This is a genomic window from Rhodospira trueperi (genome assembly GCF_900101965.1).
Taxonomy (GTDB): domain Bacteria; phylum Pseudomonadota; class Alphaproteobacteria; order Rhodospirillales; family Rhodospirillaceae; genus Rhodospira; species Rhodospira trueperi.
Genome location: NZ_FNAP01000004.1, coordinates 75,042 through 96,798, shown reverse-complemented (window position 1 = coordinate 96,798; position 21,757 = coordinate 75,042). Strand labels below are relative to the sequence as shown.

The following is a 21,757-nucleotide window of genomic DNA, read 5'->3' as shown; positions in this document are numbered from 1 at the left end:
CTCGAACGGGTGCCGTCTCTGCACGGAATGATCGGGGCTGCCCTTGGTTTACCGAGTCAGCCGGGCATCACCGATCCGCTCCGGTGATCCCGGGACCGACCCACCCGAGAGCAGCGCAGGGTCCCGGGGCGGATCGGTGCGCACGCGCAGGGTCCCCGAGATCACTTCCTCGACGGCCAGATCGGCCAGATCATGGCGCCGCAGACACAGCACGGCGGGGCCGCGCGGGCGGTGCTTGTCCGGATTCGAGGCCGCCGAGAACAGCGCCACCGTGGGGCATCCGGCCAGCGCGATCATGTGAAGCGGCCCGGTGTCGTTGCCGACCGCCAGCGCCGCGCGCCGCCCCAATGCCGGAATATCGAGCAGTGCCGTACGATCCACCAGCGGCACGGCGGCCGGACAGGCCGCTCGCACGGCCTCGATCACGTCGGCCTCCGCGCCCGTGCCCAACAAAACCGGCGTCAGCCCCTCGTCCGTCAACGCGCGGGTCAGCGCGGCGAAGCGCTCGGCCGGCCAGCGCTTTTCCGGCCGGTGCGCCGAGCCGCCCGGCACCAGCAGGGCGAACGGCTCCGGCAGACCGAACCGGGTCACGTTCGCGGCGTTCGGCCCCTCCCAGGCAAACGAAAGGTCAGGAAACAGGGTTTCCGGGATGCCGGCGATCCGCAGTTGTTCGGCCTGCCGTTCGATGGAGTGGAGGCGCGTGCGGTGCGGCGTGTCATGGCGGAAGGCGCATCCCCGGGCAATGCCGCTCCAGGCGGGCGCGCGGCCCAGCAGCCGCAGCGCCCGGAAGTACCCCGACGAACGATCCGAGGTCTGAAGGTCGTAGACCCGGTCGAAGCGCGACGCCGCCAGCCAGCGGATCAAGCCGGCATAGGCGCCGGGCCGCCGGAGCCCGGCCTTCGGGTCCAGGTGAAGGGCATCGAACAGCCCGCTTGCCTCCAGCAGGGGGGCGAACGGCCGCGTCGTCAACGCGGTCAGGTGGGCGTCCGGGTGGTGCCGGCGGATGCTGGCCATCGGCCCCAGGGCCAGGACCACGTCCCCCAACGCCGACAGCTTGATGACCAGAACGTGCGGCCGGGTGTCTGATGGTGTTTCTGTCACGGCCCGCGTTACCCGGTTGTGTTCCGCCACAGGGTCTCTTCCGGCGGCGGCCCGTCGTCCAGCACCTCACGGTACACCGCCAGCGTGCGGCCGATCATGCCGTCGCGAGAGAACACCCGACGCGTCTGCATCATGCCCCGCCAGGCCATGGCCTCGTAGCCGGCCTCGTCCAAGTCCAGGGCGAGCGCCAGACGGTCGGCGAGGCTGTCGGGGTTGCCGGGCTCGAACAGCCAGCCGGTGGCGCCGTCCTCCACGATCTCCGGCGCCGCGCCGTGGCGCGGGGCCAGCACGACCCGACCCATGGCCTGGGCCTCGGCGGGCACGCGGCCGAAGGCTTCCGGCTCCAGCGAGGATGAGACGACCACGCTGGCCACCCGATAGGCGGCCGGCATGTCGTCGCAATGATCGACGATGTGGACTTGCGCCTCCAACCCCAGCCGCGAGACCAGCGCCTCCAGAGCCTCCCGATAGGCGGTGCGCCCCTGGTCGGCGCCCACGATCAGGCAGCGCACGCCGGGGCGGTTCAGCCGCGCCATGGCCTCAACCAGCAGGCCCTGCCCCTTCCAGCGGGTCAGGCGCCCGGGCATCAGCACGACCGGCGCGTCATCCGGCAGCCGCCATTGGGTTGCCAGTTGGGCAATGCGGGCGTGGGACACGGCCTCGGGCGAGAAACGCTCAATGTCGATGCCGCGCGGAATGACGCGGATGCGCTCCGCCGGGGTCTGATAGTGCTGGCTGATGTGCTCGGCGATGAAGCGGGAAATGGCGATCACCCGCGCGCCTTGGGTCATGACGCGATTGTAGGGGATCTTCAGGGCCAGCGGCCCGTGCGTGTAGGTGCCGTGAAAGGTGGTCACCAACGGCACGCCCGTGGCCTGGGCGGCCCACAGCGCGCTCCAGGCCGGGGCGCGGCTGCGGGCGTGGATCAGGCTGACGTTGCGCGCCTTGACAAGGCGGGCCAGCCGGCGCGCGTTGAGGGCCAGCCGCAGAGGGTTCTTGGTGTCCAACGGCAGTGTGACATGCGTGGCGAAGACCCGATCCAGTTTGCGGGTCATGCGGCCGCCGGACGAGGCCACCAGCGATCCCCAGCCGGCCGCCATCAGGCCCTCGGCGATATCCACCGTGCCGCGCTCGACACCGCCGGTCTCCAGCGCTGGCAGCACTTGAAGCACCACCGGCCCCGCCCCGGTTTTCTCCCGCCCGCTGTCGGTGTTACCGTGCGTCACCCCGCCATCTCCCGCGTTCAACCCGGCCCGCGCGCCGGACAGGAGTGCCCATGACCCACGACGCCGCCTTGTCCCCCGATGCCCCGCGCCGCCTGACCCGGCCGGACGGCGCCACCATCGCCTATCACGCGACACCCGGCAAGGGGCCGGGGGTGGTGTTCATCCACGGCTTCATGTCGGACATGACCGGGGGCAAGGCCCTCCACCTGGAGGCCTGGGCACGGCGGACGGGCCGTGCCTTCGTGCGCTTCGACCAACGCGGCCACGGCCAGTCCGACGGCCGTTTCGAGGACGGCACCATCGGCGCCTGGGCGGACGACCTGATCCAGGTGCTCGACCATGTGACAGAGGGACCGCAGGTGCTGGTGGGCAGTTCCATGGGCGGCTGGCTGACGCTGCTGGCGGCGCGGGCGCGGCCGGGACGGGTGGCCGCCCTGGTGGGCATCGCCGCGGCGCCCGACTTCACCGAGGAACTGATGTGGTCGGTGTTCGACGACGCGGCGCGGGCGACGCTGGAGCGCGACGGGGTGCTGCGGGTGCCGTCCGAGTACGGCGACGAGCCCTACCCCATCACCAAGCGCCTGATCGACGAGGGGCGGGACCACCTGCTCTTGGGCGGGCCGATCCCGATCCGCTGCCCGGCCCGGCTGATCCAGGGCATGCGGGACGAGTCCGTGCCCTGGCAGACGGCTCAGCGCATCCTGGAACGACTGGACAGCGACGACGTTGAGGCGACGTTCATCAAGAGCGGCGATCACCGCCTGTCGGAACCGCACGACCTCGCCCGCCTGGAGCGGACGGTCGAGGGGGTGATGCGCGACCTTGAGGGTCACGCCTGACCGTTGCCTTCTCGAACCATGCTGACGCATTCTCGTTGCGCCGCGCCCGGCGGGGCCCGTGCGTGACAGGCACAGCGCCATTTTGGGAGGCCGTCCATGAACATCGCCACCTTGCTGTGGCGTACCGTGCGCCTGCGGCCCGGGGCGCCCGCATTGATGACCGGCGAGCGCGTCGAGGCCGACTACGCGACCTTTGCCGCCCGGGCGGGCGCGCTGGCCGCCGCCTTGCGTGACCGCTTCGGCGTCGCTCCCGGCGACCGTGTCGGCGTGTTCATGAAAAACCGCACCGAGTACCTGGAGGCGCTGTACGGCGTTTGGTGGGCGGGTGCCGTCGCGGTGCCGATCAACGCCAAGCTGCACGCGCGCGAGGCGGCGTGGATCCTGGACAACGCCGGGGCCGCGCTGTGCCTGGTCTCCGACGATGTGGGCGCGCCGCTGGCGCAGGCGGCGCCCTCCGTGCGGCTGCTCTCCGCCGATGCCCGCACCGAGTGGCAGGTCTTGACCGGTGGCGAGCCCCTCGACCGGCCGGAGCCCCGCGCCGACGACGATCTGGCGTGGCTGTTCTATACCTCCGGCACCACCGGGCGGCCCAAGGGCGTGATGCTGTCGGGGCTCAACCTGATGGTGATGACGCTGTGCTATCCGCTGGATGTCGATCCCGTCACACCGGAGGACGCGGCGCTCTACGCCGCGCCGCTGTCGCACGGGGCGGGCCTGTACAATTTCGTTCACGTCCGGGCCGGCGCGCGCCATGTGGTGCCGCCGTCGGGCGGGTTCGAGCCGGCGGAGATCCTCAATCTCGCACCGCGTTTGGAGCGGGTCTCGTTCTTCGCCGCGCCGACCATGGTGCGTCGGCTGGTGGACGCCGCCAAGGCCCGGGGCGGGACCGGCGAGGGCATCCGCACCGTGGTCTACGGCGGCGGGCCGATGTACGTGTCCGACATTGAGGAGGCGGTCACGGTGATGGGACCGCGCTTCGTGCAGATCTACGGCCAGGGCGAAAGCCCCATGACCATCACCGCGCTGCCGCGCGAATTGGTGGCCGACCGGTCCCATCCGCGCTGGCGCGAGCGCTTGGGCTCCGTCGGCACGGCGCAAAGCTGCGTCGAGCTGCGCATTGCCGACGCCGAGGGCCGGCCGCTGCCAGACGGCGAGGTGGGCGAGATCCTGGTGCGCGGGCCGCAGCTCATGCGCGGCTACTGGGCCAACGAGGACGCCACGACCAAGACCCTCAGGGACGGTTGGCTGTGGACCGGCGACCTGGGCCGGCTGGACGCCGACGGCTTCCTGACCCTGACCGACCGCTCCAAGGACGTGATCATCTCCGGCGGCACCAACATCTACCCGCGCGAGGTGGAGGAGGTGCTGTTGACCCACCCCGCCGTTCACGAGGTCGCCGTGGTCGGCCGCCCGGATCCGGAGTGGGGCGAGGTGGTGGTCGCCTTCGTCGTGTCGGCGTCCGGCGCCGAGTGGGACCCGGCGGCGCTGGACCAGCATTGCACTGACCAGATGGCGCGCTTCAAGCGGCCGAAGGCCTATCACCGGCTCGACGCCCTGCCCAAGAACAACTACGGCAAGGTGGTCAAGGGCGACCTGCGGGCGCGGTTGAAGGACGGGTGAGGACGCGCCGGGTGGGCACGGAGACAGAGATCGGCGACGACCCATGCGACGAGGGCTTCGGGCTTTACGTCCACTGGCCTTGGTGCCTGTCGAAGTGCCCGTACTGCGACTTCAACAGTCATGTGATCGGGAGCGTTGATCACGCGCGCTGGGCGCGAGCGTATGTCCGCGAACTGGAGACCCTGGCCGCCACCGCGCCGCGTCGGCCGCTGACCAGCGTGTTTTTCGGCGGCGGCACGCCGTCCTTGATGGAGCCCGCGACCATCGCGGCGGTGCTGGAGGCGGCGGCGCGGCTGTGGCCGCTGGCGCCCGATCTGGAAGTGACCCTGGAGGCCAATCCCGGGGCGGCGGATCGGGCGCGCTTCGACGGCGCCCGGGCGGCCGGGATCAATCGCCTGTCCCTGGGCGTGCAAGCCCTGGATGACGCGGCCTTGCGCGCGTTGGGGCGGCGACACGACCGGGCCGGCGCGCTGGCGGCGCTGGATCATGCCCGGGCGGTGTTCGACCGCGTCTCGGTGGACCTGATCCACACCCGGCCGGGGCAGACACCCGACGCCTGGGCGGCCGAATTGGGCCAAGTGCTGGGCCTGGGGCTGGATCACCTGTCGCTGTATCAACTGACCATCGAGCCGGGCACGGCTTTCTTCCGGGCGCTGCGGGACGGTGCGTTGACCCCGCCGGACGAGGATGCGGCGGCCGACCTGTTCGCGCTCACTCAGGAGATGACGACGGCGGCTGGCCTGCCAGCCTACGAGGTGTCCAACCACGCCCGCCCGGGCGCGGAAAGCCGGCACAATCTGGTGTACTGGCGCGGCGGCGACTATGTGGGCATCGGCCCCGGCGCGCACGGCCGCCTGGACGGGACCGCCACACAGGGCGTCGCCGCACCCACCGCGTGGTTGGCCCGGGTGGAGGCGGACGGCGACGGCCTCGCCGCGCGCGACCCGCTGTCGACGGACGAACGGGCCACGGAACTGCTCATGATGGGGCTGCGCCTGACGGAGGGGGTCAACGCCGCCCGCTTCGCGCGTCTGTGCGGGAGACGGCTGGTGGACTGCCTCGATCCCCATGGACAGGCCGAGATGGCGGACCTGGGCCTCGTCACCTGGGACGGCCGCCGGCTGCGCGCGACCCCGGCGGGCCGGGACTGCCTGAACGCCGTGATCGCGCGCTTGGTTGCGGCATGACGCTGCCGACGCGTCGTCAGGCCGCCACCTTCAGCGTCACCACCATGGCACCGATGCCCTCGTTCACCAGATAGTCGGTGCGTCGGGTTTCCACGCGCTCGGCCTGGCCGCGCCGGGCGAGATCGTCCAACGCCGCTTCATAGCCCTCGCTGTCGTAGACTCCCTCGTTGACCGTGACGGTCACGATCCCGCCGGGGCGGACGATGCGCAGCACCTCCGCCAGTCCGGACGGTCCGACATGGCCGTGGGTGAACGTGCCCACGCTGACGGCGCCGGCGTAGGTGTTGTCGGCCACCTCCAGGCGCGCGGTCAGGTCGCCTTCGAACAGGTCCCGATAGACCGTCTTGCCGCGTGCCTCGGCGAGCATGTCGGGGGAGATGTCCAGGCCGTCGATGGTCGAGAAGCCGGCCTCGCGCAACGCGACGCCGGCCAGTCCGGTGCCACAGCCGACATCGATCACCCGGGCGTCCCGCGCGTCCATGTGGCCGGCGAAGATGTCCACCGCGATGCCCGGCGCCACATAGCCAAGGCGATCAACCGTGTCGGCCTCGTAGTCGGTGGCCCAGTCGCGGTACAGGTCGCGCACGGCGTCGGCGCCGTCCAGCGCATAGGCCCGTTCGAGGGTCGGATCCCGGTGTTCGCTCATGCCGCTCCTTTCGTGTTGTGGGTGTCTCGCCGACGCAACGGCGCCGGCACGGCAACCAGAAGCCCGACCATTCAATCCCATCTTCGGTCGGGATGAAAGAGGGCGGACCCCGAGCGCGGACTCCGGCGGAAGCGATCTGCGGCCGCGTCGCCGGGTAGCCGCTCCGCTCCTGCTTGCATGGCGCCGTCGTCCGTGCCATTCCCCGGCCCCATGACCCTGCATCTCGTCAAGCTCTGCGTCGGCGTCGAAAGCCCGGACCATTTGCGCGCCCTTCAGCATGGGCGCCGGCTCGCCGTGGGCGACGCCCTGGTTCACACCACCCGCATGACGCCGCGCCGCGCCGATGAGATCGTGCCGGGCGGATCGCTGTACTGGGTGATGACACGGGCGATTCGCTGCCGTCAGACGATCCTCGACCTGGAGCCGGTGACCGACCCGGAGACGGGCCGCTCGGCCTGTCGCATCCACCTGGACCCGACCGTGGTGGAGACCGAGGCGCGCCCGTGGCGGCCGTTCCAGGGCTGGCGCTATCTGTCCGCCGAGCAGGCCCCGCCCGACCGGCGCGCGGGCGTGGCGACGGCCGACGACGAGGTCGCCGCCATGCCGGAGGAGATGCGTCAGGCGCTGCGGGAGATGGGGTTGATCTGAGAGCCCGTCCGAAAAGTATCGAGGACCGCACTATGTTGTGTGTCGGTTTCCAAAGCGCCGGCTTAATTCACTTGGCTTCGGTGAGCACAACATGTTGTGCCGCAGCGCGACACCGTCGTGCCAGATCGCGCTTCTAGAGCCAATCCCGAGCGATCCGGAACGGATCGCGACGACGATTTGCTTCAGTATCAATCCAATTTAGCGCGTCGGGTGAGTCACAACGCACGCAACGCGCTCTAATGATGGCATCACCTACCCCATGCGAGACGCTTCTGAATTCAATTGCGCCTCTGTTGGCCACTCGTTTCCTTCGGGACTCCATGGCTCGTCGGTTTCCTGACATTTATACCAGGTCAAAAATCGAATTTTTTGTGCTTTGCACTCACGGTAGAACTCATCGGAACAGAAGATATCAGAAATGGAACCAGGGTGTGCGCCCCATACATGATGCCCTTTTGTTTGGTTCGTGTTGACACACGCATCTGAACCGTCCCACCACCCTAGAACATCGCGGGCAGCAACACCCTCCAATCGAACCCAGCGCATTGTTGAGCGGTCGACCTCAATGCAAGGAATGAAAAGGCGAAGGTGCCATAAAAAGAACCGCCCAGGCCACTCGACGCCTTTTTCGTTTCGCACGGAGACCTCGAAGAATCTGTGCCCGTCGGGTTCGAACGATTCGATGAGCGTCTTGAATCGTTCAGAGACCGCAGCTCCCCCCCCAAAGAAATCAGACATGCTTTTGACCTTGTCGCTTCGCAGTACCTGCGGGGCCATCTCTGGTGTTGAAAAGTCCTCATCTTTGCTGCCGTACTCTTGCAGATTCGAAGCCCATGTCTTATTGACCAGCCTGGGATTGTCCGACTCGAGCAGGTTGACACACGTACTGGCGCGATACCGCATGCTCCTGTTAAATCGATACACCATCTTTACCGCCCCCTTCTTCCGAAGGTCTTGCCGCCGGGCCGCGCGGCCGGCGCGCCGCCGCTGCCCGCCCGCTGCCGGGGCCTCGGCGCCGCCAGCGCCGGGTCGGTGGTCTCCAGGCGCATCAGCAGCACCGGCACCCCCGAGCGCGTGCCCTGGTCCGTCCAGCGCACACGGATCTTCTCGGCCTCCGTCAGACCCACGGTCTCGCCGTCCTGGATGATCGGCCCCTGGACAATCAGGTACTGGCACAGCCCCAACAGGCGCTCGGCGATGGCCGCCGGTTCCAGAGGCGCGGGCTCCAGTTCGATCTCCCGGCCGATAAAGGCCGCCAGCCCGAAGGTGAGCGCGCCCACCGTCGGCCGGCCCTCCCCACCATCCGGCCCGCGCAGGAAGGCCAGCCGCGTCCACAGCATCACCGGCATCTGTCCCTGCAGGAAGCCGGCGGCGATGGCGCCCAGGTCACGGGCGGGCAGGATGGCGTCGGACTCGGTGAACACGATGGCCGACGCCGGCAGGCGCCGGGCCATGGCCGCCGCCAGCAGCGTCACCGCCGCCGCCCCGTTGAGCGCGAAGGGATGGTCGGGCGGGTCCTCCAGCAGCGCCAGGACGACATGCGCCCGGGTGCCGCGCAGGGTCTCGGCCGCGTCTCGCCAGGTGAGGCTGGCCGCCGCCGCCGATTGCCAGGCGTCCTCGGGCAGCGGGAAATCCATGAACAGGACGGTGACCGCCATGCCGTTGACCGTGACCACGAAACCCGGGCCGGGCGCGTTGTCCACCGGCCCCCGGTCCTCGATGGTCATCGGCGCGGCGCCGATCAGGGCCTTGAACGCGGCCATGGTCTCTGCGGCCGACAGCGTGCCGGGGGCGTCGAGCGGAAGATAGGTAATGAACCGGCTCATGATGGGCGGATCTCCTTTGCGGGGGCGGGCACAAAGGCCCGAAAACCCCGCCACCACAGGAACGTTCGGAGCGGATGTCAACCACGACCCCCCGCCAGGAAGGACCCGCCCTGCGCCGGATCCGTGACGGATGGGTGCGCGCCGGACCCCGAGGCCGGCGAACCCGCCCTGCCGGCCGATGCCGCGCGGCGACCATGGCGGCCGAAGGACAAGACCGCACGGGTTATAGGGGAACAAAGGAAGCGTCGGTTGTAAAGCGAAAGGTTGCGTTTGTGGCCGGCAAGGCGATCCGCGAGACGACGGTGGTCAGGGCGCCGCCTAGCATGGGGAAGGGAGGGGAGGGAGCCAACGCGGCCTCAGCAGCCGCGACCGACGTTGCCCGCGACGTCTCTCACGGACTGAAATCCGCCGCCCGGAACGAATCCAGCACCTGGAGGTAGTTGGCCCGCTCATAGGCCGCCGTGTCGCCGACGGCCTTATGGCTGAGCGCGCCGCGCGCCTGGGCCACGGTCTCGTAACCGCCGACCTCCAGGAAGGCGCGCAGGCCGGTCACCAGGGTCTTCATGTGGCCCGCCCCATAGCGCAGCAGGGCGGAGGCGGTCATGGTCACGTCCGCCCCGGCCAGAATGAACTTCATCACGTCCTCGGCGCCCTGCACGCCGCTGGTCGCGGCCAGCGAGGCGTCGTCCAGATGGCCGTACAGAATGCCGACCCAGCGCAGGGGCAGCCGGGTCTCGGCGGCGGTGGACAGGTCCAGCGACGGCAGCGCCCGCATGGCCTGTAGGTCGATCTCGGGCTGATAGAAGCGGTTGAACAGCACCAGACCGCCGGCACCCGCTGTCACCAGCCGGCGCGCCAGATGGCCCGGCGCACTGAAGAACGGCCCCAGCTTGACGGCCACCGGCACCGAGACCTCCTTGCACACCAGATCGAGGATGCCGACGACGCGGTCCTCCACCTGGGCGCCGGATTCGCTTAGGTCGGCGGCGACGTAATACACGTTCAGTTCGATGGCCGGCGCGCCCGCCTGCTGCATCAGCTTGGCGTAGTGGGTCCAGCCGCGCGTCGTGATGCCGTTCAGGCTGGGAATGACGGGAATGTCGCAGGCCTCGCGGGCGCGACGGATCAGTTCCAGCGTCTCCTCGCCGCCGATGCCGATGGTGTCCAGCGAGGCCGCCGGGAAGTACCCGCCCGGCACTTCGGCATGGCTCTCGGCGCCGACCTCCGACAAGCCGGTCATCGCCTCGCGTTCGCGCTGGATGCGTTCCTCGAACAGCGACGGCATGACCACGGCGGCGGCCCCGGCGTCCTCCAGCCGACGAATACCATCCAGCGTGCCGGAGAGCGGCGAGGCCGAAGCGACCACCGGATGGTCCAGCGTCAGGCCGAGATAGCGCGTGGTCATATCCATGGCTGTGTTCCCCTCCCCTTGGTGTGCCGGGTATGCACCGTTCCCTGTCGGAGCGGCCCTCAGATCATAGCAAGGGGGGACACGGGGACCGCAAGGCGGAAGGTGGGGTCGCCGCCATTCCCCTTGGCTTGGTCTGCGTTGTTGACTCTCGGCCCGGCCGGTTTCCTGATTGGCGCATCGACTGTGGGCGACGGGGGGACGAAACGATGATGGAATATTGGCCGCAGCTCGCCGTCGCGGCGCTGATGGTCGGCGGTTTTGTCGCCGAGGTCATACGGGACGGATGGGCCGGACTTGTCATCGGACTGCTCTGGTATGGTGCCTTTGTCGGCCTGCTGTGGGCCGGCGGGTTCTGGGCGTTCCTCCTGTAAGGGGTCTGTCCCTTGACATCGGGTCTCGCGCTGCCTACGGGAAGATTGAAGAGGAAAAGTGAACGGGTCCGGCTTGATCGACTGACATCCAGTGTCGGGCTTCATCGCGCGCAAAGGGGGCATCATGCGAACGGTATCTGCTGTGGCGGCCTTGATGAGCGCGCTGGCCGTGATGGGGCCGACGGCGAACGCCCAGGAAAGCGCCGGGGGGCAGGCGCGGGACGAGGATTCCTCCGTTCTCGCCGAGCTGAACAAGGTCGAGACGGTCGAGGCGGGCTGCCGCAGTTTCTTTCTGTTTCGCAATGGGACCGACACGACCCTGACGGGATTCGAGATGTCGCTGGCCGTGCTCGACCGCGACGGCATCATCGACCGCCTGCTGACCATCGACGCCGCGCCCCTCCCGGCGCGCCGCACCACGCTGAAGCTGTTCGACATCCCCGACATGGCCTGCGAGGACGTCGGCGAGTTGATCCTGCACGACATCGCCACCTGCGCCGACGATGCTGGCCGGACCATCGACTGCTTCGATCTGCTCCGGCTGTCGTCGCGGGCCGGCATTCCCTTCGTGCCCTGACCCGAGGGGGACCCGCGATGTCCTTGTCCGGTGTGATCGACCAACTGGCCACGTGGCTCGACGCGGGCGGCCCCGTGATCGTCATCCTGGCCGTTCTGTCGATCTACTCCCTGACGTTAGTCATTCTGAAGGCTGTGGGGTTGGCAGGCGTGCTGGGCGGCGCACACCAGCGCGACGAGGCGATCGACGCTTGGCGGCGGGGGCAACGCGAGGCCGCCCTGCGCGCCGTCGCCGACGGCCGTCGGCCGGCCGACCGGGTGCTGAGTGCCGCCCTGCGGGCGCTGGATGTCGGCCTGGATCGGGAGCGGCTGCGCCTCGACGTCGAGCGCCTGGGCAACGTGGAACTGGAGCGGCTGCGCCGCCACCTGCGCACGCTGGAGGTGATCGCCGCCGTCAGTCCGTTGTTGGGCCTGCTGGGCACCGTGCTCGGCATGATCCAGTCCTTCCAGGACCTGGAACTGGCGGGGGGCGCCGCCAATGCGTCGGTGCTCGCCGGCGGTATCTGGCAGGCCCTGCTGACCACGGCGGCCGGGTTGACGGTCGCCATTCCCGCCGCCGTCGCCGCCAACCTGATGGCCGCCCGAGTGGATCACGTCGGCCACGTCATCGAAACCGATGTCGGGCGCCTGCTGACGGTCGCCCCCACGACCACGCCGGGGTAGAGCCATGCGGTTGCGGCGCTCACGGCGAGTCGGGCTCGTCATCACCGTGACGCCGATGGTGGACGCGCTCTTGATCCTGCTGGTGTTCTTCATGGTCACCTCGACCTATCTGGATCTGGACATGATCCCGATGGTCGAGAAGGGCGCGGCACCCGGGCCAGCGGTCGCGACCACCCCGCAGACGGCGACGATCCGGGAGAGCCGGACCGTGCTGGTCAGGCTGCGCCCGGACGGCCGGCCGGTGCTGCGCGGGGAGGCGATGACCGGCCCGGCGCTGACCGCCGCCCTGGCCGCCCGGGTGGCGTCGGCGCCGGACACCCGGGTGGTGATCCTGCCGTCGGGGCAGGCCAACGCGCAGGCTTTGGTGTCGCTGCTGGAGGGCGCCGCGCGGGCCGGCGTCTCCGATATCCGCGTCGTGCGGCTGGAGGCGCCATGATCCGCCTGAACCGCCCTGCCCCGCGCCCCCGCGCCGACCCCATCGTCGCCCTGATCGACGTGGTGTTCTTCCTGCTGGTGTTCTTCATGCTGGTGGGGCGGCTGGACGCCTCGGCGCCGTTCGAGGTGTCGCCGCCGGTGGCCGGCGTCGGTGAACCGCTGCCCGCCGGAGGGCTCACGGTCAGCCTGAGCCGGGACGGCCGTCTGGCGTTGGACGGACGGGCGCTGCCGTCGCGCGCGGCGCTGCTCGAGGCGCTGCGCCCGCGCGCCGGTGGGGACGATCCGCCGACGGTGCGCGTTAACGCCCATGCCGCTTTGCCGTTGAGCGATCTACTGCCCCTGGTCACGGCGCTGGAAGGGATCGGCATGACGTCCGTCGTTCTGGTCGTCACGCCGACGGCGCCATGACGGCCGGGGTAGCGTCGCGTGGCCTGGGCTGGGGGCTGGCGGGGTTCGGGTCCCTCGTCCTGCATGCCCTCGTGCTGCTGATCGTGGCGACCGCGTTGGCGCCGGATCCCGTGCCCGAACAGCCGTCGGCCTCCGCCCGTCTGCGCATGACGACGGAGGCGGTACGAACGGATCAGGCCGAGGCGGCCGACGCGGTGGGAGAGGCGGCACCCGAGGCGGTCGCCGAGCGCCGCGCGGTGGCCCAGGGCGCGGTGCGAACCCAGCGCGCCGGGGCCGTTGCGGCGCCCTCAGCCACGGCGGCGGAAGCCGCTCCGCCGGCCCAACCGCTGGCCGCATCGGTGGTGCCCGACGGCGCGGCGCCCGCCCCTGTCCCCGCGACCGCGATGGCGACGCGCCCGGTCGCGCCCCCGGCCGGCGATCCGGTGGCTGCCGCGTCGATGGACGGTGCCCGGCTGTCGGCGCGTCCCGCCGACGCCGCGCCCGTCTTCGCGGCGCCGCCGTCCCTGGCGGACGCGGCGGCCCCCGTGAGCGATCCCGCCGCCGAGTCCCTCGCCCCATCGTCCGCCGCCGGTGCCGTGGCCGCGCCCGTCCGGGAGGCGCCCGCCACGCCGGTTGCGCCGGGCGATCCGGGCGCGCTGGCCCAGGTGGCGACCGCGACGCTCGGGTGGAGCGGGGACGCCGACGAGACGCTCGGCCCGGCCTCGCTGGCCGCCATCCAAACCTACATGGGGCCCAGCCCGGGAGGAAAAGCACGCGAGTCGGTGCGCGACAGCCTCGGTGCGGCGTTCGACTCCGTGCCGTGCAGCCGGCTTCAGGCCAATCTGATCCCGGAGACCGGGGCTCTCGAAATCCGGGGCCATGTGCCCGATCCCGCCTTGCGGGAGACCGTCGAGCACCGGATCGCCGCCGTCGTCGGCGGCTCCCTGCCAGTGCGAACGAACCTGCTGGTGCTGCCGCAGCCGCAGTGCGGGGTGCTGCGCGCCATGGACGCCATGCCCATGCCCCAGTCGCGCGACCAGATCGACGATCCCCTGACCGTGGGGCGCGAGGCCCAGGCCGGGCTGGCCCGGTTTCGGGACGGCGACATCCTGCGGCTGGATCTAGAGGCGCCCGACTTCGACGCCTGGCTGCACATCGATTACTTCGACGCCGCCGGACAGGTCATCCACCTGATGCCCAGCCGGTTCGCGCCGGCCCGCCGCGTGTCCGCCGAGGCGGTGTTCACCTTTGGTCAGGACGGCGGCGGCGGGTCCGGCCCGGTGATGGAGTTCGTGCCGCCGTTCGGACGGGAAATCGCAGTGGTGTTCGGCACCTCGCGGCCGGTGCTGGAAGAACCCCGCCCGCTGGTGGAGGAGGCCGGACCCTATCTGGACTGGTTGCGCGGGCGGTTGCGGGACCTGACGGCAGGGGACCCCGGCTTTCAGGCCGAGTGGGCGTATCTACTCGTGGAAACGCGGCCGCGATAGGGCCGGCTGGCGAGAGGATTGACCCGTCGAGCCGAGAGCAAATCCCGAGCGATCCGGAACGGATCGCGGCGACGATTTGCTTTAATATCAATTCAATAGAGTGCGTTGCGTGAGTCAGAACGCACGCAACGCACTCTTGCGTCACCGCGCCAAACAGCCGCTGTCGAGTCTTTGTTCGTCTCGAATCGGCGCCAGGGGCGCACCGGCCGCTCGACGAGAAGATCACCCTTTTCGTCGGACGGTCTTACGGCGTCGGGGACAGGCGGTCGGTATGAAACAGGCCGAGCCGCGCCATTTCGCGGGTCATATCATCTGGATTCGAGGTCCAGACCGCGCCGTTCTGTCGACGGACATACGCCACCGACGAGACGACGCTGAGCAGATCCCGGGCCTCGTGGCGATGAGGACCCACGGCCGCGTTCCAGGCGCCCACGCCCGTCAGGTCAAGGATGGTGCCGGCGGCGATGTCCTGCACCAGGGTTAGGGTGAGCGTGCGCATCGGCCGGTCGAAGATGTCGAACAGAACGAACGTCACGCGCACGGCTGAAATCGCCTCGTCGGCGATCAGCGTGCCTTCCGTGTACAGCTCGAAGGCCCCGTCATCCCCGTCCTGCCGGGTATCGATGCCGACCTCGCGCAGTCGAACCGGCGCCGATTCGTGCTGCGCGACGTGGTAGGTGCGGGTCAGGGAGGAGTTGGCGTTCAGCGGTGTCGCCGTTCGCACCGGCGTCAGGACATCGCCGTCGCTGGTGGAGGTGAAGATGATCGTGCCGGCCTGTGCCGTCCCGTGACCCTGCCCGATCATGAGCAGCGCCAGTCCGATCATGCCGGCCCATGCTAATCGTTTCATGAGGGGGTCCTCCCGCGTGAGCGCCATCGGCCCACTGTAGCACGGATCCGGCGTCGTTCGCAGGGGCGCCCGAGGGGCGTCCCAGGTTGACCGCGAACACGGACACAACCTAACCTTCGACCTGTCAAGGACGGCGAGGGAGGGGTGCGTGGGCGTGTTCGGGTCTTGGAAGCGACGGCGCGCGGTCGTCGCTCTGGCGGTGGGGATCGCGCTGGCGGTCGGGCTGAGACCCGTGTCGGCCCAAGCGGAATGGCCGGAGCGGCCGATCACGCTGGTGGTTCCGTCCGGCCCGGGGGGCGGAACCGATCTGACGGGGCGTCTGCTGGCCGAGCATCTGAAAGCCCGGCTGGGACAACCAGTCCAGGTGGTCAACATGGGTCAGGGCGGCGGCGTGGTCGGCATCGGTGCCATCAGGACCGCGCCCGCCGACGGGTACACGCTGGGCATTCTGTACAATTTCGCCCACTACCACGCCTTGGGGCAGGCGGATTTCCGGGTCGCCGATTTCACCGCCATTGCCCAGTACAATTTCGATCCCGCCGGGTTTCTGGTGCCGGTGGACAGTGAGTGGACAACTCTCGCCGCAGCGCTGGACGCCATCCGGACCGATCCCTTGGCGGTAACCATCGGGTGCGCCGGGGGATGCGGCGGCTCGTGGCCGATCGCGGTGGCCACGCTGCTGCGCGCCTGGGAGGTCGACCCGGCCCGGGTGCGCATGATCCCCAGTCAGGGTGCCAACGCCTCCATGCAGGACCTCGCCGCCGGCGGGCTGGATGCCGTGCCGTGCTCGCTGCCGGAGGCGCGGGCGTTTCTCGACGCCGGCGTGGCGCGCGCGTTGGGGGTGTTCGCCGAACACCGGCTAGAGGCGTTTCCGGACGTGCCCACCGTGGCCGAGGCGGTGGGCCTCAACCTTCGCTTGGGCGCGTGGCGGGGCCTAGTGGGGCCGGCGGAGCTGCCCGACGCCATCGCCCGGCGGCTGGAGGCCGCCATGGCGGACATCGTGCACGACCCCGCTTTTCGCGCCGACATGGCGGCGGGCGGGTTCGGCCTGCTGTGGCGCGATTCGCGGGTCTTCGCCGGGTTCATGCGCACGGAGGAAGCGCGGGTGCGGGCCATGATCCGGAACCTGGGGCTGTGATCCTGGGCTTCGGCGCCGTGATGGGCGGGCTGGTGCTGCTGCTGTGGGCGGGGCGGGCCGAACCGGTGCCGCATCTGTCCGTCGACCCCGGGCTGTTTCCCACCGGCATTGGCGTGGCGGCCGTGGTTGTCGGGGGGATCCTGATGGCGGTTCCGGGTCGGACGGACGCGCCGGTGGTTCCCGGGCCGAGCCGCGCCGGCCTGATCGGCGCCGGACTGACCGTGGGTCTACCCCTTCTCCTCGCGCTCACCCTGGACCGTATCGGCTTCGCTCTCGGCCTGCCGATGGTGCTGGCGCCGCTGATGATCCGGCACGGGGTCCATCCGGGGCGGGCGACGCTGCTGGCGGTTGGTCTGACGGCGGCCCTGGTGGCTGTGTTCACCGGACTGTTGCGGGTTCCTTTGCCGCTGGGGCCGTTGGCCGGGGGCCTGCCGTGGAGGTGACGGCCGCCGCGCTCGGCCTGCTGCTGACCCCGTCGGTGCTGGGCGTGATGGCGGCGGCCGCGCTGCTGGGTCTGCTGGTGGGGGCGCTGCCCGGGCTGACGGCAACGCTCGGCGTGGCGCTGCTGGTGCCGTTCGCGGTGATGCTGGAGCCGCTGCCGGCGTTGGCCGGGGTGGTCACCCTGGCGGCCATGGCCATCACCGCCGGTGATCTGCCGGGCGCGCTGCTGAAGGTGCCGGGCACGCCCGCGTCGGCCGCCTATGCGGAGGCCGCCCACCGTCTGGCCCAACGCGGCCGGGCCGGGCTGGCGCTGGGCACGGGATTGGTGTGCGCCGCCGCGGGCGGCGGGACCGGGGCGCTGGTGCTGCTGTTCGGCGCCCCCGCTTTGGCCTGGGTGGCCCTGCACATGAGCACCGTGGAGCGGTTCTGGCTCGCCTGCCTGGGGCTGGGCGCGGCGGCGCTGGTGGCTGGCCCGTCGGTGCCGCGCGGCGCCTTGGCGCTGCTGATCGGACTGGCGCTGGCGCTGGTGGGGCTGGACCCGGTGTCGGGGCAGCCGCGCCTGACCTTCGGCCTCACGGACCTGAGCGGCGGGCTCGGCCTGATCCCGGTGATGATCGGCCTGTTTGCCGTGTCCCGCGTGCTGAGCCATGCGCTGGACGGCGCGGCGGGAGCGGGGCGGCCGCCGCGTGTGGGTTCGGTGTTGGGCGGGGTGGGGCGCGTCCTGGGGCGGCGCCGTCGCGCCATGGCGCTCGGCGGTGCCATCGGTACGCTCGTGGGCGCGGTGCCCGGGGCCGGAGCCGACATCGCCGCCTACGTCGCCCAGGCCGTGACGAAGCGGCTGGCACCCGGGTGCGCAGAAGACGCGGACGCCCGGGACCTGGACGCCATCGTGCCGGCCGCGACCGCCAACAACGCCGCCGTCGGGGGCGCGCTGGTGCCGGCGACCGTGCTCGGCATCCCGGGCGACTCCCTGACCGCCGTGGTCATCGGCGTGCTGATGCTGAAGGGCGTGACGCCGGGACCGTCGGCCTTCCTGCTTCAACCCGAGTTGATGACGGCGGTGCTGCTGGCGTTCCTGCTGGCGAACCTTCTGCTGGTGCCGGCCGGGCTGCTGGCCATCGCGGTGGTGCGCCCGGTGTTGCGCGTGCCGCCGTCGGTCTTGATGCCCTGCGTGCTGGCGTTGGGACTCGTGGGGACCTACGCCGTGGAGCGGACACCCACGGCGCTGGTCGTGACCCTGGGGGCCGGGGTCCTGGGTCTGCTGATGGAGCGGGCGCGCGTTCCGGTGGCACCGGCGGTGCTGGGGTTCGTGCTGGGGCCGACGATCGAGGAAATGGCACTGACCTCGTTGATGAAGAGCGGCGGCGACCCGGCCGTGTTTCTGTCCCGTCCGGCAGCGCTTGGTTTGGCGGGGTTGACGCTTCTGGTGTGGCTGGGGCCGGCCCTTCGTGCCCTGGTGCGTCGGCTACGCTGACGGGGCCGGTCGGTCTGAGGGCGACGGCCAGTTTTCATTTGTCGCGGCCAAGAAACGAGCGCATGATCCCCAAAAACCTGAGCGCTCCGGTTGGCAATTCCGTTCCACAATGAAGTGTGTCCGGCGCCCCGGGGCAACAATTGTGGGTTTTGGCGAAAAATCTCCGAAAAGTTTTACGGCCTTGAGCCTCGCAGTTTGCCGTTCCGGGAAAAACTCTTTTGTTCTCTACTTCTGGGGAGTGCTCTTCATGGCTTGGTTCAGTCGCTTTACCCGCTTTGGTGATGTGCATCTGGTGTTCGGGCAGGAAAACAATATGTCCTGTGGCATCGCAAGCGTCCTGATGTGCGTCTTCAAGATCAACAAGCTGGCGCCGGGATCACAAGCGGTACATGCCAATACAGCCATTTACAATGCCTATTCGCGGGCGTCCGGGGGACGATATCAGCCATCGACCCAAGGAACGCATCCGGACCACCTCGTGACCGTTCTCAACAGTCTGAGTTGCGGCCGGTGGGCCTGGAGTCGCCTGTCCGCCGCGCAGGCCTCGCGCAGCATCGTCAATTGGGTGGGCGTGACGCCGGCCCCAGGGCCGACCGTCACCGTCAATCCCGTCATCATCGGCGTGGATTGGGACGCGGGCGGCGCCCATTGGGCCGTCGTCGATACCATCCGGTCGTTCATGGGCTCCAACTATGCCACCGTGTGCGACCCTTGGGACGCCAATGTCCACGTCCAGGCAATCGATGCCGCGCGGCCGTTCGTCTACAACGCCGGCCAAGGCGGCCTGTCGGTCGATTTCTGGGGCTCCCACATGGGACAGACCCGGCCGTTCGCGCCCGGCGCCCGAGGCCGAATCCAGAACTGGGGGATTATTCATCGCGTCACCTGATGCGGGACGCAGAGCGCGAGGGCGGCGGCGGAGGCTGACCTTGCGCGCTGGGTGCCACGGTGCGACAGTGAGGATCAATCGCGATCAAAATCAAGGATGCCATTGATGACCCCCGTGCAGGCTCGCACGGCGCTGGGTTTTTCCTGCGTCGGCCATTCGATCAGCCATGTCTTCGAGCCGATTTTCTATGTCGTCGCGCTCGTGCTGCCGACCGTGTTCGACATCTCCTATGAGGTGGCCCTGTCGCTGATCCTGGCCGGCAAGCTGCTGTTCGGGATCGCCGCGCCGTTCGCCGGCTGGCTGGGCGACCGCTGGAGCTCGACCGGCATGATGGCGGCCTATTTCCTGGGCATCGGGGCCAGCGCCATGTGGGCCGGACTGGCCGGCGGCCCGCTGGAAATGGCGGTCGCACTCGGGTTCCTGGGTCTGTTCGGATCGATCTATCACCCCGTCGGCATCGCGTGGCTGGTGCGCAACGCCGTCAATCGGGGCAAGGCGCTGGGCGTGAACGGCGCCTTCGGCGGCTTCGGCCCAGCCATCGGCGGTCTGATGGCCGGCGTGCTGATCGACGCCTTGGGCTGGCGCTCGGCGTTCCTGATCCCCGGCGCGCTGACCCTGGTCATCGGCTTCGTCTTCCTGTGGTTGGTCTGGCGCGGGGTTATCATCGAGACCAAGACCGACGCCCGCAGCGACCCGCCGCCGGACAAGCGCGACACCGCCCGGGTGTACGTCATCATCGCCATGACCATGCTGGTCGGCGGCATCATCTATCAGGCCACCCAGGCCAGCATGCCGAAGGTGTTCGACGAACGCTTGGGCGGCTTGTTCGGCGAGGGCGCCAGCGGCGTCGGGGTGGCGGTCATGGTGGTCTACGGCATCGCCGGGCTGTTCCAGATCATCACCGGGCATCTGGCCGACCGCTATCCGCTGAAGGTCGTGTACGTGTCGATGTACATACTCCAGGCGCCGTTTCTGGCCCTGGCGGCGACGGCCACAGGCCTGCCCCTGCTGATGGTCATGTTGATGATGGTGTCGTTCAACATCGGCGCCCTGCCGGCGGAGAACAGCCTGCTGGCCAAGTACACGCCGCCGTCATGGCGCTCCACCGCCTACGGCATGAAGTTCGTGCTGGCCTTTGGGATCAGCGGGCTGGCGGTGCCTTTGGTGGCTTGGATCCGCGCGACCACAGGGGATTTCGCGGTGCTGTATCTGCTGCTGGCGGTGCTGGCCACGCTGGTGATCTTCGTCGGCAGCCGCCTGCCGCGCGAACGCCCGGCGCCCGCTGCCGAGCCGGCGCCGGCCGAATAGAGCGAAAGGCGGGCCGCTTGTCGCGGCGGGGCCCTCCGCCCACATGCGAGAGACGGGACATTGTCCATTCTCGCATCAGGAGGGCCCTTGCCATGACCACCCGTTTCGCCACCTTCGGCGCCGGCTGTTTCTGGGGCGTCGAACTGGCGTTCCGCAACGTGGACGGCGTGGTGGCCACGGCGGTCGGCTATGCCGGCGGCACGGTCGACAATCCCACGTACGAAATGGTCTGCACCGACACCACGGGCCATGCCGAGGTGGTGCGGGTCGAGTACGATCCGGCCGTGGTGAGCTATGAGCGGCTGCTGGACGTGTTCTGGCAGTGCCACGACCCGACCCAGGTGAACCGACAGGGCCCGGACATCGGCCGGCAGTACCGCAGCGTCATCATTCCTGACGATTCGGCGCAGGCCGCCGCCGCCGAGGCGAGCCGAGCGCGGCTGGAGGCGTCGGGCCGTCTGCGACGCCCGGTGGCCACCCGGATCGAGCCGGCCGGCGTCTTCTGGCCGGCCGAGGACTATCACCAGCAGTACCTGGAGAAGCGCGGCTACAAGGCGTGTGGCGCCAGCCTGCGCGGGTGACGCACTGAACAGATCCCGAGCAATCCGGATCGGATCGCGACGACGATTTGCGTCACGATCAAATGGCGAGGGCGCGTTGGGTGACTCCAATGAAACGCAACGCGCCCTAGCGCCTGGCGAAGGATTGCAGCAGCGCCGAGAAGCTCTTCCGGACCGGTTCCGGCGCCTCATAGTAGGCCTCGATCAAGGCTCGGCTTTCCGGATGCTCCAGCGGGGTCGGCACGGTTTGGCCCGGCGCCGAGCCGTCGCGCTCCGGATCGTACTCGCCGTAGAACGCCTCCACCGATACCCCAAGGATCCCGGCGGCGCGGGACAGATAGACGACGGGGATGATGTTGGTCCCGTCCTCCAGCTTGCGCATCTGCAGGGGATTAAGCCCCATGCGCGCGGCCATCTCCTCGCGGGAGAGACCGGCGGCCTCTCGGAATCGGCGGATTTTCTCCCCAATATCCCGTTCCATGGCCGCGTTGCGCTGCCCCCGTACGCCCCGTTTCCGATTCATCCCCGACATGCCACCCACTGACTACACTTTCCGCGTGCAATGTCCATATATGCGCGCTGCGACAGTATGAACGGCAATTCAGGAGCACTCAAGAGGTGCGATGAAAATTTGGGTTGTGGGCTTGGGTTGGAGAACGCCGTGGGATCAGAAA

The 21,757-nt window shown here is 69.6% G+C and carries 23 protein-coding genes and 1 pseudogene; 16 read left to right on the top strand and 8 right to left on the bottom strand.

Features of this window, described 5'->3' with window-relative positions; genetic code table 11:
* Positions 1 to 48: 48 nt before the first annotated feature.
* Positions 49 to 1,101 carry a glycosyltransferase family 9 protein gene (locus BLS85_RS06995; protein WP_245699125.1) on the bottom strand — a complete coding sequence of 351 codons (1,053 nt, stop codon included), beginning with the start codon at positions 1,099 to 1,101 and terminating at the stop codon, positions 49 to 51.
* 8 nt (positions 1,102 to 1,109) lie between these two features.
* On the bottom strand, positions 1,110 to 2,327 hold the full coding sequence (locus BLS85_RS06990) for a glycosyltransferase family 4 protein (RefSeq protein ID WP_092784324.1): 1,218 nt from the start codon (positions 2,325 to 2,327) through the stop codon (positions 1,110 to 1,112).
* A 50-nt stretch (positions 2,328 to 2,377) separates the two neighbouring features.
* Between BLS85_RS06990 and BLS85_RS06985 the strand changes: the two genes are divergently transcribed.
* The 3 genes from BLS85_RS06985 to hemW all read left to right on the top strand — a co-directional run bounded on the left by BLS85_RS06985 (position 2,378) and on the right by hemW (position 5,973).
* Positions 2,378 to 3,166 carry an alpha/beta fold hydrolase gene (locus BLS85_RS06985; RefSeq protein ID WP_092784321.1) on the top strand — a complete coding sequence of 263 codons (789 nt, stop codon included), beginning with the start codon at positions 2,378 to 2,380 and terminating at the stop codon, positions 3,164 to 3,166.
* Positions 3,167 to 3,262: 96 nt separating this feature from the next.
* Positions 3,263 to 4,786, top strand: a complete 1,524-nt coding sequence (locus BLS85_RS06980; protein ID WP_092784318.1) for a class I adenylate-forming enzyme family protein — start codon at positions 3,263 to 3,265, stop codon at positions 4,784 to 4,786.
* 11 nt (positions 4,787 to 4,797) lie between these two features.
* Positions 4,798 to 5,973, top strand: coding sequence for a radical SAM family heme chaperone HemW (gene hemW / locus BLS85_RS06975; RefSeq protein WP_245699124.1), 1,176 nt, complete (start codon positions 4,798 to 4,800; stop codon positions 5,971 to 5,973).
* Between the two features lie 16 nt (positions 5,974 to 5,989).
* Here hemW and BLS85_RS06970 read toward each other — a convergent pair whose 3' ends face one another.
* The gene (locus tag BLS85_RS06970) at positions 5,990 to 6,619 is read right to left on the bottom strand and encodes a class I SAM-dependent DNA methyltransferase (protein WP_176793452.1); all 630 of its coding nucleotides are present in this window, start codon (positions 6,617 to 6,619) and stop codon (positions 5,990 to 5,992) included.
* A 192-nt stretch (positions 6,620 to 6,811) separates the two neighbouring features.
* Between BLS85_RS06970 and BLS85_RS06965 the strand changes: the two genes are divergently transcribed.
* Complete coding sequence (locus tag BLS85_RS06965; protein WP_245699123.1) at positions 6,812 to 7,267, top strand: DUF1489 family protein; 456 nt, start codon at positions 6,812 to 6,814, stop codon at positions 7,265 to 7,267.
* Positions 7,268 to 7,519: 252 nt separating this feature from the next.
* Here BLS85_RS06965 and BLS85_RS18655 read toward each other — a convergent pair whose 3' ends face one another.
* The 3 genes from BLS85_RS18655 to BLS85_RS06955 all read right to left on the bottom strand — a co-directional run bounded on the left by BLS85_RS18655 (position 7,520) and on the right by BLS85_RS06955 (position 10,504).
* Positions 7,520 to 8,170 carry an imm11 family protein gene (locus BLS85_RS18655; protein ID WP_143027120.1) on the bottom strand — a complete coding sequence of 217 codons (651 nt, stop codon included), beginning with the start codon at positions 8,168 to 8,170 and terminating at the stop codon, positions 7,520 to 7,522.
* 26 nt (positions 8,171 to 8,196) lie between these two features.
* On the bottom strand, positions 8,197 to 9,093 hold the full coding sequence (locus BLS85_RS06960; RefSeq protein ID WP_092784309.1) for a DUF4261 domain-containing protein: 897 nt from the start codon (positions 9,091 to 9,093) through the stop codon (positions 8,197 to 8,199).
* A gap of 391 nt (positions 9,094 to 9,484) precedes the next feature.
* Positions 9,485 to 10,504, bottom strand: a complete 1,020-nt coding sequence (locus BLS85_RS06955; protein ID WP_092784307.1) for a dihydroorotate dehydrogenase-like protein — start codon at positions 10,502 to 10,504, stop codon at positions 9,485 to 9,487.
* Between the two features lie 206 nt (positions 10,505 to 10,710).
* Here BLS85_RS06955 and BLS85_RS19050 point away from each other — a divergent pair, with 206 nt between their 5' ends.
* The 6 genes from BLS85_RS19050 (at position 10,711) to BLS85_RS06930 (ending at position 14,423) form a co-directional block, all read left to right on the top strand.
* On the top strand, positions 10,711 to 10,875 hold the full coding sequence (locus tag BLS85_RS19050) for a hypothetical protein (protein ID WP_176793450.1): 165 nt from the start codon (positions 10,711 to 10,713) through the stop codon (positions 10,873 to 10,875).
* A gap of 124 nt (positions 10,876 to 10,999) precedes the next feature.
* Positions 11,000 to 11,452: a hypothetical protein gene (locus tag BLS85_RS06950; protein WP_092784766.1), complete on the top strand. Its 453-nt coding sequence runs from the start codon at positions 11,000 to 11,002 to the stop codon at positions 11,450 to 11,452.
* A gap of 17 nt (positions 11,453 to 11,469) precedes the next feature.
* Positions 11,470 to 12,114 (top strand): MotA/TolQ/ExbB proton channel family protein, encoded by a 645-nt coding sequence (locus tag BLS85_RS06945; protein WP_092784304.1) that lies wholly within the window; start codon positions 11,470 to 11,472, stop codon positions 12,112 to 12,114.
* Positions 12,115 to 12,118: 4 nt separating this feature from the next.
* Entirely contained in the window at positions 12,119 to 12,550 is a 432-nt protein-coding gene (locus BLS85_RS06940; protein WP_092784301.1) for an ExbD/TolR family protein, read from the top strand.
* Positions 12,547 to 12,957: an ExbD/TolR family protein gene (locus BLS85_RS06935; protein ID WP_218128331.1), complete on the top strand. Its 411-nt coding sequence runs from the start codon at positions 12,547 to 12,549 to the stop codon at positions 12,955 to 12,957. Before BLS85_RS06940 ends, BLS85_RS06935 begins: the two co-directional genes overlap by 4 nt.
* The gene (locus BLS85_RS06930; protein ID WP_092784298.1) at positions 12,954 to 14,423 is read left to right on the top strand and encodes a DUF4384 domain-containing protein; all 1,470 of its coding nucleotides are present in this window, start codon (positions 12,954 to 12,956) and stop codon (positions 14,421 to 14,423) included. The genes BLS85_RS06935 and BLS85_RS06930 overlap by 4 nt, the downstream gene beginning before the upstream one ends.
* A 244-nt stretch (positions 14,424 to 14,667) precedes the next feature.
* On the opposite strand, the gene BLS85_RS06925 is transcribed toward BLS85_RS06930, so the two are convergent.
* Positions 14,668 to 15,273: a hypothetical protein gene (locus BLS85_RS06925; RefSeq protein ID WP_143027119.1), complete on the bottom strand. Its 606-nt coding sequence runs from the start codon at positions 15,271 to 15,273 to the stop codon at positions 14,668 to 14,670.
* A gap of 154 nt (positions 15,274 to 15,427) precedes the next feature.
* On the opposite strand from BLS85_RS06925, the gene BLS85_RS06920 reads away from it, so the two are divergent.
* The 6 genes and pseudogenes from BLS85_RS06920 to msrA form a co-directional block, all read left to right on the top strand.
* A complete protein-coding gene (locus tag BLS85_RS06920) occupies positions 15,428 to 16,411 on the top strand; it encodes a Bug family tripartite tricarboxylate transporter substrate binding protein (protein ID WP_176793448.1) in 984 nt (327 codons plus the stop codon).
* A complete protein-coding gene (locus BLS85_RS06915) occupies positions 16,408 to 16,854 on the top strand; it encodes a tripartite tricarboxylate transporter TctB family protein (protein WP_092784289.1) in 447 nt (148 codons plus the stop codon). The genes BLS85_RS06920 and BLS85_RS06915 overlap by 4 nt, the downstream gene beginning before the upstream one ends.
* On the top strand, positions 16,845 to 18,326 hold the full coding sequence (locus BLS85_RS06910) for a tripartite tricarboxylate transporter permease (protein WP_218128329.1): 1,482 nt from the start codon (positions 16,845 to 16,847) through the stop codon (positions 18,324 to 18,326). Before BLS85_RS06915 ends, BLS85_RS06910 begins: the two co-directional genes overlap by 10 nt.
* Positions 18,327 to 18,507: 181 nt before the next feature.
* Positions 18,508 to 19,215, top strand: coding sequence for a hypothetical protein (locus BLS85_RS06905; RefSeq protein ID WP_143027118.1), 708 nt, complete (start codon positions 18,508 to 18,510; stop codon positions 19,213 to 19,215).
* A gap of 105 nt (positions 19,216 to 19,320) precedes the next feature.
* Positions 19,321 to 20,523: an MFS transporter gene (locus BLS85_RS06900; protein ID WP_092784284.1), complete on the top strand. Its 1,203-nt coding sequence runs from the start codon at positions 19,321 to 19,323 to the stop codon at positions 20,521 to 20,523.
* 92 nt (positions 20,524 to 20,615) lie between these two features.
* A pseudogene (gene msrA / locus BLS85_RS06895) lies at positions 20,616 to 21,099 on the top strand (peptide-methionine (S)-S-oxide reductase MsrA); the annotation flags it as partial.
* Between the two features lie 111 nt (positions 21,100 to 21,210).
* On the opposite strand, the gene BLS85_RS06890 reads toward msrA, so the two are convergent.
* Positions 21,211 to 21,564, bottom strand: a complete 354-nt coding sequence (locus tag BLS85_RS06890) for a helix-turn-helix domain-containing protein (RefSeq protein ID WP_281242510.1) — start codon at positions 21,562 to 21,564, stop codon at positions 21,211 to 21,213.
* Between the last annotated feature and the right edge of the window lie 193 nt (positions 21,565 to 21,757).

Coding starts and splice junctions, on each gene's coding strand:
- BLS85_RS18655 (WP_143027120.1), bottom strand. CDS start 8,170: ATGCGGTATCGCGCCAGTACGTGTGTCAACCTGCTCGAGTCGGACAAT.
- BLS85_RS06900 (WP_092784284.1), top strand. CDS start 19,321: ATGACCCCCGTGCAGGCTCGCACGGCGCTGGGTTTTTCCTGCGTCGGC.
- BLS85_RS06945 (WP_092784304.1), top strand. CDS start 11,470: ATGTCCTTGTCCGGTGTGATCGACCAACTGGCCACGTGGCTCGACGCG.
- BLS85_RS06940 (WP_092784301.1), top strand. CDS start 12,119: ATGCGGTTGCGGCGCTCACGGCGAGTCGGGCTCGTCATCACCGTGACG.
- BLS85_RS06930 (WP_092784298.1), top strand. CDS start 12,954: ATGACGGCCGGGGTAGCGTCGCGTGGCCTGGGCTGGGGGCTGGCGGGG.
- BLS85_RS06935 (WP_218128331.1), top strand. CDS start 12,547: ATGATCCGCCTGAACCGCCCTGCCCCGCGCCCCCGCGCCGACCCCATC.
- BLS85_RS06955 (WP_092784307.1), bottom strand. CDS start 10,504: ATGGATATGACCACGCGCTATCTCGGCCTGACGCTGGACCATCCGGTG.
- BLS85_RS06985 (WP_092784321.1), top strand. CDS start 2,378: ATGACCCACGACGCCGCCTTGTCCCCCGATGCCCCGCGCCGCCTGACC.
- BLS85_RS06960 (WP_092784309.1), bottom strand. CDS start 9,093: ATGAGCCGGTTCATTACCTATCTTCCGCTCGACGCCCCCGGCACGCTG.
- BLS85_RS06950 (WP_092784766.1), top strand. CDS start 11,000: ATGCGAACGGTATCTGCTGTGGCGGCCTTGATGAGCGCGCTGGCCGTG.
- BLS85_RS06890 (WP_281242510.1), bottom strand. CDS start 21,564: ATGGAACGGGATATTGGGGAGAAAATCCGCCGATTCCGAGAGGCCGCC.
- BLS85_RS06980 (WP_092784318.1), top strand. CDS start 3,263: ATGAACATCGCCACCTTGCTGTGGCGTACCGTGCGCCTGCGGCCCGGG.
- BLS85_RS06925 (WP_143027119.1), bottom strand. CDS start 15,273: ATGAAACGATTAGCATGGGCCGGCATGATCGGACTGGCGCTGCTCATG.
- BLS85_RS06970 (WP_176793452.1), bottom strand. CDS start 6,619: ATGAGCGAACACCGGGATCCGACCCTCGAACGGGCCTATGCGCTGGAC.
- BLS85_RS19050 (WP_176793450.1), top strand. CDS start 10,711: ATGATGGAATATTGGCCGCAGCTCGCCGTCGCGGCGCTGATGGTCGGC.